The sequence below is a fragment of the Mesomycoplasma ovipneumoniae genome, from assembly GCF_038095975.1.
Classification (GTDB): domain Bacteria; phylum Bacillota_I; class Bacilli_A; order Mycoplasmatales; family Metamycoplasmataceae; genus Mesomycoplasma; species Mesomycoplasma ovipneumoniae_C.
Map to the genome: position 1 here is coordinate 660,838 of NZ_CP146003.1, position 13,550 is coordinate 674,387.

Sequence of the window (13,550 nt, forward strand, 5' to 3'; positions counted from 1 at the left end):
AGTTAACACTAAGGAGTTGGCTTTTTTGTCCAAGTTTAAGGAGAAAGCTAACACCCAAAGTGTTAGCTTTTTTAAATTTTCAAATGCAACAAAAAGGAGAATACTAATGTCAAGACACTTTAAAAAAGACGAGTTTGATATGATTTATAAAATTTACAATGAATTTGGATTAAAAAAAACAATAAATTATATAAATGATATTTCGCCAGATACAAATTTTATAACCAGAGATCAACTAGTTCGAAGAATCAAAAAAATTATTAGATATTATAATAATGGTATGCAAGACCAATTATTAGATAAAAAGGGTGCAAGGAGAAAGCCAGGGAGTGGCAAACCTAAAAAACAAATTGAACCCGATTGAAACGAATTTACAAAAGAAGAATTAATAGAAATAGCTAAGAGATATTACGAAACCAACAAAGATAAATCAAAATCAGGAAAACTTAGTGAAGCCAAAACACTAAATATTCCCTACAGCAAATCTGCAAGAATTTTTAATGTATGTAGACAATCAGTGGCAAAATCTAAAACTAGAGTTATAAAAGTAAAGCAGCACAAAAATGACGCAATAATTAAAAAATCCTTTCTTGACAACAAAGGTAGATATGGCCGCCTAAGGTTAAGTGCTTATATTTCTATGAAATATAATATTGACATTCACCCTCGAACTCTTGGAAGACATTTAAAAAGATTGAATTTAGTATGCAAAATTAGAAAACGAAGAAGAAAGAGCGAAATTAAGAACACCAAATTCGCACTGCCGGATATTGTTAAACGCGACTACAATGATAAATTAAATAGAAATATTTTTGCTACTGATGTTACATATATAAAAGCTCCCAGAGATGTTAAGGAAAACCATGTATTTTTGTCTGTAATAATTGAGCATAAAACTAAAAAAATCAGAGATTTTAAATTATCACTAAGCAATGATCTTAATTTAGTTATGGATAATATAAAGACATTTAGGTCTATTGATAAAGATTTTGTTATTCATTCGGACCATGGATTTCAATACACTTCAAAAGTCTATATTGACAAAATAAATAAAATGGGAGGAACTGTTTCGTTGTCTCGCATAGGAAATTCTTTGGATAATAGGGAGGTTGAATATTGATTTTCAATTATAAAAAGTGAATGCTTAAACGAGTTAAACTACAGTAAAATAACTTTAGAAGATCTGAAAAAAATAATTGCAGATTATATATTTTGATACAACAACTATAGAATTCAATCAATTTTAAATTGAAAAACACCACAGCAATATGCTATGATGTTATAATAATATTAAACTGTTAATTTTCTTTGCCCTAGTTTAAAATCAGTGTTTTTTGAACGTAAAACCTTAATTTTTATTAATGGCATTTAATTACATTTTAAGTAATTTTATGGTATAATTATAAATTATGAAAAAACAAAATAAAGATGGTTTTATTGAAGTAAACAAATTGTTTGGCAAAAAACCTAAATATTTTAAGGAAATTTCAATCATGAAATTTGAAACAAGTTATTTACAAACAATCAATTAACTGAAGTTGGTTTAGCAACGATGTTGCAAAAATTAAGACAAAGGGTTGAATTCAACACTTTAGATCAGCAAATGATATTTAAAAATCGCGATGGTGTCCCTAGTGATCCAAATATTTGGAATAGATATGATTTCTACTTTGATATCTTAATAAATTACTAATAAAATTGTAATTAACTTTTACCAAAAAACTTAAAAAAGTCCCTAAAACCAGATGCTTTTTTGAAATTACCTTATCAAACTGGGAAACTCAGGATAAAAACAAAAATAATTTAAAATTACTAAAAGAACAGCATGTCTGCTGTTCTTTTTTGTCTTTATATTATTAGAATTATTCAGGTAATTCAGGAGGTTTAAACGGGCCTAACATATCATAGTAATTAATTGGGTCGTATAATAATGGGGAGCCTTGTTGATTAGTAATGGATATTATTCACGAAGATCTGTGTTGTTGATTTTCAAAGTTTGGGGCATTAAATTTTTGTTGACCTCAATCTCAGTTAAGAGTCTCTCGCGATAAATTTGGAAATGAATCATCTCCTTGTTTATTTTTTATATATAAGATGTTTCAACTATCACTATTATATGTAGTTCCCGGAGCCGGAAGTCCAGTTTGTATTGAAAGGTTTTGGGTATTGTTATTATTTGTTAGTTTTGGTATTGCTCTATTTAAATAGAAAACATGGTTAAGGACGCTATCATTTGTTGTTCATTCAAATGAAGGCGCAGATCAAAATACTTTTGAAATATTTTTTGGAAATTTATTAATTCGAGGAATTAAGTTATCAGAATCTCAAGGTTGACCTCATCTTAAATTTCATTGCCCATAATAATTCGAACCTTCTCTTACTATCGATGCAGCATCATGAGGTGTAGGGACACTTGCATATGGCATTACGTGGCCTGTGAGTCCATAAGGTGAATTTAAAACAAATGAATAAGTCGAGGATAAACTAGATATATTTGGATTTTTGAATTGTAATGATATTGGTAAATGAACAACTTCCCCAGCTGGATATCAAAGTGGTTTAGCATTTCTAAACTTTTCAGGCAGTTGGAAAGTTCCTAAATGAGAATTAATTCTTCAATAAAGAGTCACATATTTTATTCCAAACCCGACATCAGTTTTTGTTCTAATTGCAACTGGCTCTTCGGGAACATCAAGTTCTCGAAGATGAGTTGTTCCTCAATTTCTGTTGTTAAAAATATTATTGTTAGGCGTATTAAGACGATCATTGATCCTTAAATTGCTAGGTTTTTTATTAATAACAACTTTTAGTCAGTCTTGCTCATCATAAGGCGTTAAATGGGGGAATTCCCCAAAAGGATTGTAGTCTTTTCCAGTTTTTTGGATTAAATCAAGTGGATCATAAATTGCATAGCTAAAGCCAATTAGCCCTGGATTCATATAGTCAACATTAGTTGGGGTTACAATAGCAGCACTTGATTGAAGTCTAAATGTTATTGATTGGGATTTAGGTTGACCACCCTGACCAGTCTGAGTACTTTGAGCACCATTGCCATCCTTGCTAGGATCAAGATGATATTTATTTATATCCTTAATTGTGATTTGAATTTGGGCGCCAACAATTGATTTTAAAGACTTTGGCTGCAACTTAAATGTTGCCGTTGTCTTTAGGGGGTCTCACTGTAGGTCAGATAAGGTAAGATCACCATTAAATTGTCTTGCTGGTTTTGGTGTGTAACTACCTGAATTAGTTAATTCTTTTTCAACTGGCCGTTGATTTTGTCCTTGGTTTCCGCTATGAGTTGTATTAGGAATTAATTTAACTTTAAGATTTTGCTTTAATCATTCAAGATTTATCGCTGTTCCAGCTTCTTTATTAAATCTAACATAGATTTGCTCACCTTCATAATAGTCATATCTTAGTGGGTGAGATCAAGCTGACTCAAGACTAACTGGCACATTAAGTGGGGCAAAATAAATTTTGTCAGTTTTTGATCCGCTTCCACTTCTAGAATGCTGCTCAACCGGTAGACCTTGAACTGTTTTAAGGTATTGCAATAGTTGATCACCAATATAACTAAGACTTTCAATTTTATGATCATCTTTTTTATGTACTTGATCAGTAGGGCCAATTTGGGTTACTTCATAAATTGCTCCTGGTTCAAGATTTGAAATATTAAAAGTTAAAGTTTGCGTTTTTGGATCAATTAAAACTGGATTTGAATTTAGATCAATTGTTAAATCATTACCAATAGGGGGAAAGACTTTTTTGTATAATACTATAAAAGGAACATCAGCAATCGAATCAGCTTGTTTTTGATTTTTTAGTTTTACACTAAGATTTACAGTTGTGGTTGAAATTGGCTTAAGAGTCAGTGCATTTGAATCAGCTAAATTCAATTTTTTAGCTGTTGTTCGAAACTCTCGTAAATCTTTTTTTGCCCCTGAGGCAATTTCGGGAGCAAATGCAACAGTTAAATCTTGGGCAAGGGGGTTTTGGGTTGAGATAGATTGTCCGGTACCTCCGGATCCTCCAGCGCCTCCACCGCCGCCACTACTTTTTCCTGGTAATGTTAAAGTTATATTATTATACTCAGTAAATTGTTCTAGAGAAGAAACTTTAAAGGTAATTTTATTTTGAGATGCGTCAGAACTTTGTTTAGTTCCCTCTTTTGGTGATTGGGTTTGCTGTTGTGGGGGTTGAATTTGTTGAGTAGTAGGATTCTTATCAGTAACACTGAATTTAGGTTCAAAGCCAGCATCTTGGAGATCTTTAGTTCAACCTTCGAGTTCGATTGTAGCATCATTATCATTAATTTCTGTTTTAACAATATTTGTTATTAAAGGTTGAGTAATAAAATCGAGGATGACTTGGTTAGTTGTGTTACTTGAAGTAGAGCTTGAACCTCCAGTATTAGTAAATTTTCAACCTTGAGTTAAATTAGGGCTTTGAACTTTTTGACTCTCATCAACTTTAAGATTGACAGTTTTTGATGTCAAGGCATTAATTTTGTATTTTCTTCCAGGCTCGAGGATATTTAAGAATCTAAAGGTAGCTTGTAGTTTATCTTGTCCACCGTTACTTGAATTAGTAATAGTAGTTGTAGCACCAATTGATTGGGACTGATCATCACCTTTTTCTAAATACAAGGTAACAAGATCGTCTTTTAAGAAAGCATCATTTTGGTCAAATTCTAGCGTAATTGTTGCTGAATCGGTTGTTACCTCTTTAATTTCGGTTTTAATTAATTTAGTATTTTCAGCTGTTGAGTAAAACTTACGTTGCAGTGCGCTTTTGTTACTAATTGGGGTGTCAAAAGCGATAGGGGTTCCACCTTTTTTAATTGATTCAATAATATATTGTTTTGCTTTTTTAAGGTTAGAGTTAATTTGAAATTGTAATGTTGAAGTAATTTGTCCGGCTGTTGCAGTTAATTGTTTTGTGCTAGTTACTGTTTTATCATTGTCACGTCAAAAAGTTGGAATATATTTATTTCCAAATTCTTCGTCAATTTCGGCTTGTAGTGTTAAATTTTGATTATTTAGCTCACCATTATTGTTGTAAAACTCAACATCAACATTAGTTCTACCTTCAGAGATAGCCTCGTATTTAATTGCCTTAATTGCATTTTTAGTTTTTAAATCAATAGTTGCATTAGCTGGCGGAGTTACTTTTAATTTTTGTGGTAAGCGAACGGCGTAACTATTCTGAACACCTTCTTTTAGATTAAATATATAATTTCTAATTGTATATTTATCTCCTGGAATAAGACCTTTGGCCTCAAGAACAATTTGTCTTTTATTACCAAGTCTAGGACCAGTTTGAGGTGCACTTGATTCTTCTATTTGTTTTGATTCAGTATAAAAAACTCTTCTTTCAACTGATTCAAGCTCTAGTTGAATATTATATTTATCTTTTAGAAAGGTTCAATCTCCATTATCAAGCTCAATTTGGAAATAACCACTTGTAAGTTCGGGAGCATTTTTTCTTTGGTGGTTTACTGTTATATTTGAATTTCTTGTCGTTGAACTTGTTACACTTCTAATTGTTGTTGTTTCAACTGTTGTATTGACAATTGTTTGTCATTTTTCCGCTTCAGAAGTTGCTGTTCTTTTGTCAAGAGGTTGCAATTTTTCTTTGTCAATATAAAGACTTAATGGTGTAGGATTTTGTCCTCTAGCCGCAAGACTAATTTCTTCGATTAAGTACCAATTACCTTTTTCAAGCCCTCCTAGTTCAAATTCTAAAAAGGTAATTCCAAAATTTTCTTCACTGTCTTGTTGGGCTTGAACTGCTGGATCTGGTTGTCTTTGAGGTACTCTAACTGTGACTGAATCAATATCCGCGTTTGTAGATCGATCATTATAGGTCGATTGATCTCACCAACCATAGGCATTGTTCTTTCTACGAAGTTTTTTGAACTTAATAATAGCTCGATGATTAGTAAAGTCTAATTTTTGTGAGTTTTCAACAGCTAAATTTAGTTTAATACTTGTTTCACTTGGAACATAAGTCATTTTTGTAATCAGTGGGGCAGTATTAAAACTAAATGAAGACTGAATACTTGGCTGAGAAGAGAAATTAACGGCAACTGGGGCATTAGGATCAGGAACAATAATTTTAATTTGTTGGGCTTCATCTTCAAGACCAATTATTGTATATTGTGCTCCTGCATCTAAATTATCAAGATCAAATTCATAATAATAATGAGCACGGTCTGGTTGGTTATTTAGTCAACCCTGAGTAGATTGAGCTTGAGTTTGTGCTAACCTAGACTCAACAGAAGTTGTTGTTGTATTAGAAATCCCTTGTTTTGAAGATTTATAAACTAATTTTAGTCTTGTTGATTTTTCTTCAAGTGGTTTGTCTTGACTTGCGAAAAATACTCTAACTTTTGCTTTTTGCCAAGGCTTACCAGTTTGCTTATTATCTAATTGATAAGTAATTCCAAGAGCGGTTGCAGATTCGAAAGTTGTTTTAAATTGTTTTTCCTGCCCGGCAGTTGGCTGACCTGTTGAGTCTTGCTGAGCATTTTCTTGGATTTTTTGGTCGTCAAATTCAATATTTTGCTGATTTTGGAATTGAGTCTGAGCACCGCCAAGGGTTGCTGGATTTTGATTTTGGGCTTGATCAAAAACTAATGAAGTAATACTATAGTCAGTATTTTTATCAAGACCTTTTAATTGGAAGACAACTTTTGAAGTTTTTTCAATTTCATCAGCAATAATTGTGCCTTCTTCTTCTCTTGTTTGGTTTGTATTATATGTAAAAGTTCCTTTTACAGCTTTACCAATAAATGAACCATTTGGGTCTTCAATTACTAATTCAATTGTTGCACTTGTTTCTGAAATTGCTTTTTTACGGATTGCAATTACTTTTGTATTTGTATAAAAACTACGTTTTGCAATAGTAACTGATTCTTTAATTGCAATTGGTGGAACTTCTAAATTTGATAACAAAGGAGAAGATTTTAGCTCTTCATCAAGAAAATCGAGTGATTCAACAACATATTTTCCTGGTTCATTAATATTATTAATTGTCACTTCAACAGTTGGCTCTGGAGCGCTTGTATTTACTGTTGATTTAAAATCGTCTTTGTTAATTTCAACACTTTGGCCTAAACCTTTTGGATTTTTATAGTTGACTTTGATTTTTTGGTGTGTCTCAAGAAAGGCTTTGAATTTTGGATCAAATTTAATTGTTAGTTTTGCATTATTCTGACTAAAATTAGGTTGAATTTCAATTGACTTTACATCAACTTTGGCAGGATAAGTTAAAAATGCTCGTTTTTCTTCAGCTTGAGGTGAGAAATTAAAGAGTCCTGAATTTTGATCACCATTATTTTCAGTCTTAGTGTTTAAAGCATTATCAGTATCGCCATTTGTATCATAAGCAATTTTTGTTATGTAATATTGAGCAAAAGGATCAAGACCACTAAGAGTAAATTTAAATGTTGTACTGTCTTGAATTGGCTGATCGTCTGATTTTTTAGCATCATTAACGCCACTGGTAATTTGATTAGCTCTTGTAAGTTCAGCTTGAACTTCCTCAATTGTATCTTTTGCCTCATTACCATCAGCAACTTTTTTAAACTGGATTTTTGCTTTTATTGATTTGCTTTGACCGGCCTGAAGTTGTTTAAATACATCCCCTGTATCTTTAAGATTTAAAATAAAGTCATAATTTTCAGGGTTTGCATCATTACGGAACTGCAAAATTGAATTAACAATTGGCAAGGTAGCAAATTTTTTGGTGTCCTCAGTTAGACTTGTATCAAAAACAAAATTTAGTGCTTTGGCTGAAGTTGTGCTACGACGACGTCTTGAAGATTCAGTTCCCCCTGCTTGTTTAATCCCTAAAACACGAAATCCGGTACCTTTTTCAAGGTCTGTTAGTTCAGCTTTAAATTTGACATTGGCTTGATCGGCAGTTTCAAGAGTCAATTTGGCAGTTTTTTCAGTAGTTGAACCTGTTTGGTAATAAACTAGCTCTAATTTGTCTTTATAGTCAACGTGTTTTAAATACTCATCAGTTTTATCAAAAGTTAAAGTAATTGTTGCGCTATCAACTTTTTTGTCATCAATTTCAATTTTTACAACTTTTGCTGATTCAGGTCTAATTGTAAATTGATCACCAAATTGAATTTGACCATTTCCAGCAACATTTCCTTCTATTTTTGAATCTGTCCCGGGATCGCTAACTTTAATTGCAAAATCTGAAAATTGTTGATTTGTGCCTGGAATAGTTTTTGTAGTTGGGTCAACTTCGACCAGAGTTGCTTTAGTACCAGAAATTTGTTGTTCTGTTTTTTCTGTATCAGCTCAAGTTAGACTAAAGAGTTTATAAATAGCATTTTTTTCTAAGTCTTCAAATTCAAAACTAAATTTAGAGTTTTTAATTTTTCCTTTTTTTGTAACGTTATAAATTGTTTGCTGTTGAAGGTCTTCTCCTTTTGCATCAACAACTTTTTGTAAAGTTGCTTCAACATCACGACCTTCAAATCCACCATTTGTGATATTTCTTCCGGCAAGTGGGTCTTTAATTGTAAAGCTAGCAAGATATTTTGTTTCAGAAATTTTATCAATTGAATAAGCAATTACTTCAGGTTTAGTTGCAAAATAAAGTTTTGATAAAACTTCAGGAGTTGTAGTTTGTTGGGCTCCTTGGGCTTGCTGAGGATCACTAAATTTGAAAGTTTTTAGTCTTTTTGGTCCACCTTCAACTTCAGGAGTAATATCTTCTACTTTTGTAAGAACATATAAATTTCCAGGGCTAACTGAATCAAGGCTAAGATCAATTGTTGGTTTTGTGCCTTGACCTTGATTATTGGTTTCAAATTCTTTTTGAGTAGTTACTTGCTGACCGCTTTGGGCATCTTGGAAAGTAAATTGAAGTTTTCTTTTTGTATTAGCACTACTTTGGTATAAAAATTGCTCATTTTGGGCAAAACTAACTCTAACATTAGCACTTGTATTATCAGATTTATAACTAATATCAGTAATTGTTGCTGATTCAGCATCAAGTACAAATTCTTTAGTTACTTTTTGATCTGGTTGGGTAGTTTGTTGACCAGTAGCAGCACCATCAAAGCCATCAACAGTATCCCCGCCTTGGATTTGGTCAGTCTGAGGTTGGGCTGGCAAGCTATCAAGAACTTTTAGCTCTTCAATTTCGTATTGGCCAGCTTTTTCTAGACCGCTAATGTCAAAAACAGCATTTCCGTTGATTATTTCAGCACTATAAACAGTTGGAATTTGAGGCTGAACTGGTTGGCCAGTTTTTGATTTAATTTTAATTTGTAAAAATTTATTATTTCAATTAGCGGCGTTGTCATTTAATTTGACATTAATTTGAACAGAAGTCTCAGAAGTTGAAACTGGCAGAATTTGGGCTAAACTTGGTCTTGGTGAGAAAAATTGTTTTTCAAAACCGGCCTTAGTATCAGGTGATCTGTCAAATTCGAATTTAAATTCTTGTTTTTTTAGATCAAGTTGATTACGAACTTGGGTAGTTTCTTCTCCGAGTTTAACACTTTCAATTTCGTATTTGTCTCCAGGAGTCAAATCGGTTAAATCAAAACTAATTGTTTTGGTTCCCTTATCAACAGATGCTTGAACTTGTTTAGTTTGGCTAGTTTGGGTTGATAAATTTTTATAGCTAAGCTCAATTTGTTTTTGATCTAAATAATCATCAATATTATCAAGAGTAAGTTTAACTTTTAGTGATGTTGTTTTGACTCCCTCAGTTTCAATTTTGACAATTTTTGCAGTTTTGGCTGTTGTAACAAATGATGTTTTAGACTCAAGAGTTGCATCAGTTTCAAGAAGTTCAATTTCTTCTTGTTGAATTGTACTTGAAGCATCAACATTAACTAAAACTGGATCTAAACTTCGTTTTGAACGTCGAGCAGATAAAGTAGCAACGCCTGGGGCAGAAGCAACAGTTGGAGTAGCTTCTTTTTCAAATTTTACTGATTTAATTTTATATTTTGTTGCTTTTTCTAAGTTTAGGAATGTAAAGTCGTAAATTCCATTAAGACTTGTACCACTTAAGATTAAATTATTACCTTGAGTTTGACCTTGAACTCCACCGGTTCCATCAATCTTTTCTAGCTCAACAATTAATTTTTTACCTGCTGTATATCTTCCACCATCCTTGAGTTCAAGTCTGAGCCGAGCTTGAGTTTCAACTTCTGTGTCAATTTCGATTTTTGAAATTACAGCTGCAGTAGCTATTATTTGGTCTTTATAAAAATCAAGATCATCTAAATAAATATCAACTTTTGGTGTTTTGTTGTCATCACTTTCAACTTGGACTTGTTCAAAGCCAAGAATTACATATTGTTGACCGTTTTCTAGATTTTCGAGTTCAAAAGATGTTTTTTGGGTATGTACATTAGTTTTTGCTTCAACGATTTGTTCTTCTTCTTGGCCACCATATTTTTTATAGCGAACTTTGAGTTTCTTATTATCAAGAAAATCATCAAGTCTTTCAAGCTGGTCAGGTTGGTTTTGGGTATGGTTAAATTCTTTACCAAATTCAACTTCAAATTTAGCAGTGTTTTTAGTTCGATCTGTTAGCTGAATTTTTGTAACATTAGCCGTTTTTGGAATTGTAGAAAATTGTGATTTTTCTGGTGAATCAAGTAACTTGTCTTTAAATGGAATTGTGTTTGTAGTTTGACTTGCATCAAATAGTGAAACTGATCTTTTTGTACGGGTGCTTGTCTGAACAGCAACAGCCTGAGAATTTGTTGCACCTTCAATTTCAAGCGAGTTTTTATCTATTTCATAAAGACCTTGTTTGTATAGGTCGGTAATATCAAATAAAATACGGGCACTATTTACTTTAGCACTAATTTTTCCTTCTTTAAAGTTAGCATTTGTAGCTTGTGTAACGTCACCATTTTTTGCTTTTAGACGGTATTTAAGTGTTGCGGTCTTACCATTATAAACACCTTTTGCATCAGCTAAAATGAAAGTAGCAATTACACGTTGCTCGTAAGAATTATCATAGCCAACTTCAATAATTGCACTCTGAGTGAAAAATGAAGACTGACTTGAGTCAAATTTGTTGTCAGCATCCCCAAATAAAATATTTCTTTCAGTAAGTACTTTGTTTGTATCTTGATTTAGTTCAACTTCTTTTGTAAGAACAATCGAATTAATATTGTATTTTGAACCAATTTCAAGATTTTTTAGCTCAAAAGTTAAAGAATTATCATTATTTTGGCCGTTAGTATTAGTCTGATTTGCAAAAGCGGACAAGAGTTTTGATGAGCCTGCAAGAGAATAGTAAATTTTTACTTTGTCATTTCCAATTGCCTTAATTGTCTCAGGGCTAAAAGTTACTTTTAGTTTGGCAGTTGTTTGTTCTTCTGTAGTATTTTCAATTTTAGTTAAAACCAAAGGAGCATGAACACCAAATATTTTCTGAGCCGGAGTTATTGTTTTTGAAACTGCTAGAATATCTGGATCACCTTTTGATGACTTATAGTCTTCAACTTCAATTTTTTCAATTAAATAGTTTTGTCCTTTTGCTAGTGAATTTATCTCTAAATTAGCAATTATTGAATTATTTTCAATAATTGCATCAATAGTTTTGGAAGTCCCGCCAGGTATTAGTTCTTTATAAGTTATTTTTGCTTTTTTTAGTGACTCTAGGATATTTTTAAAGGCAATATTAAGTTCAACTGCAGTGTCAGATTTGGTTGTATAGGTAATTGAACTAACAGCCGGACGAGTAGTTCAGGTTAGTTTATTTGTACTAATATTAGGACCAAAATTCAAAAATAATTTATTAACAAATTCGTTTGTTGAATCAGCAATTCCGACTGAGTCAATTAAATAATTAGTTCCGGGTTCAAGGTTAATTAAATCCCAACTAAGAACCAATTTATTACCATTAATACTAAAAGCTTGTGCCTGAGATTTAATTAAATTACTTGATCCAGCCACTTTAAAGTATAGAGTTGCAATTTTATCTTTAATAAAATCATCAACTGAATCAAGAATCATGCTAATGCGACTTTGATCTTCGCTAATTCGGTCAACAACAACTGATTCAACCATTGCACTTGTTGCATTAGTAAAGAATTTTTTCTGTTTTTGGTCAAAATTCTGAGCAAAGAAAATTTGACTAGTCTGGGGCTGACCGTTTTCGTCAAAATTTGTGGCATTTTCAACAATTTCAAGTGATGAAATTGTAAAGTGTTTTTCTTTTGGTAAATTTTTTGCCAAGGAAAATAGTTTGTTTCCAACAACATGGGCTGAACTTGACAGCATTTTTGTTGGCTGGTCATCAGCAAAGAAATTAATTTTTACTTCTTTACCGTTTAACATTAATGATTGGTCATTAAATTTAATATCAAAACTTGAGGTATTATTTGCATCAACAAAAGTTCTAATTCGAGCAATTTCGGGTGCTGAAATAAATGAAAGATTATTATTTGTTGAAATTGCCAAAGAGCCAGAGTTATTCCAAATTCGTGAAATTCAGAATTTGGTTCCCCCAGGAATTTGTTTTAAATCTAAATTAGCAAAAACTTTATTGTTTTGGACTACTAAGCTAACATCATTTGCAACTCCAAACTGGAAATTATCTAGTTCGTCTTTGTAATAATATTCTAAATTAATTTTTTCATTTGGATTAATTTTAATATTTTTGTTTTCAAAAGCCAAAGAAATCTCAAGCAAAGCTGAATTTAGACCGTAGGCTTTTTGGCTAAGATTTAAAATTTTACCAGCAATTGGACTTGGGGCAAAATAACGATTAGCCAAAGGCGAAATTGCCAAATCAAAAAGCTGATCAGGATCATCAAAGTAATATTTTGTGCCAACAATTTCGTATTTTTGGTTGCGATCTAAATTTCTGAGCACAAAACTAGCTTGTTTTTGGTCATTTTTGGCAACAAGTTGTCCTTTTGCTTCTTGAATTTTATTTGAACCAATTTCTTTATAGTACAAAATTAAATTAGCTGAATCAAGTAAATTTTGTGAGTCAAATAAATCAAGATCTAAAATTGTATCATTTTCAATATCATAATGACTAAATTTTTCAACTTGATTTTTTGTTGAAAAAAACTGCGAAGTTTTTGAAAAACTAAAATAATAACGCGGATTATTTGGGGCTACAAGTTGTAATTCATAAATTGAACCACCAAGCAAATTATCGGCATAAGTATGGAAAGTGTCAGTTTTTGGGTCATACTCGACTTTAGTTTTAACACTATAACGCGATTTTTGACTAATATAAACAAGTTCTAAATCAGCTTTTTTTGCCCAGTCAGTATCTTGTTTTGTTTTACCTTGGAGTTTAAAGCTAAAATCACCTGAATTAGGACTTACATTGTCAGCAACAAAATTTTGGACATAAATTGTTTTTGGAGTAATTACTTTGGCAAGATAAGGCGAGAGCGAAACAATAGCACCGGTTAAAAAACCGCTGCTTGCAAGTAATTTTTTACTAAGATGGTTGTTAATTGTTTTATTGTTTTGGTATTCTTGATTTGCTTTTTTCATAATTATCTCCTTTAATTGGTTAAAATAAGC

3 protein-coding genes and 1 pseudogene are annotated in these 13,550 nt (G+C 31.9%); 3 read left to right on the plus strand and 1 reads right to left on the minus strand.

Annotated features, from left to right (window positions below):
• The first annotated feature begins 106 nt into the window (after positions 1-106).
• The 3 genes and pseudogenes from V3255_RS02390 to V3255_RS02395 form a co-directional block, all read left to right on the plus strand.
• Complete coding sequence (locus V3255_RS02390; RefSeq protein ID WP_341516222.1) at positions 107-1,285, plus strand: IS3 family transposase; 1,179 nt, start codon at positions 107-109, stop codon at positions 1,283-1,285.
• A 124-nt stretch (positions 1,286-1,409) separates the two neighbouring features.
• Positions 1,410-1,532, plus strand: coding sequence for a hypothetical protein (locus V3255_RS03990; protein WP_425355556.1), 123 nt, complete (start codon positions 1,410-1,412; stop codon positions 1,530-1,532).
• A pseudogene (locus V3255_RS02395) lies at positions 1,505-1,693 on the plus strand (IS1634 family transposase); the annotation flags it as partial. The gene V3255_RS03990 and the pseudogene V3255_RS02395, both read left to right, overlap by 28 nt.
• Positions 1,694-1,862: 169 nt before the next feature.
• Here V3255_RS02395 and V3255_RS02400 read toward each other — a convergent pair.
• Positions 1,863-13,520, minus strand: coding sequence for a DUF1410 domain-containing protein (locus V3255_RS02400; RefSeq protein ID WP_341516223.1), 11,658 nt, complete (start codon positions 13,518-13,520; stop codon positions 1,863-1,865).
• Positions 13,521-13,550 lie beyond the last annotated feature (30 nt).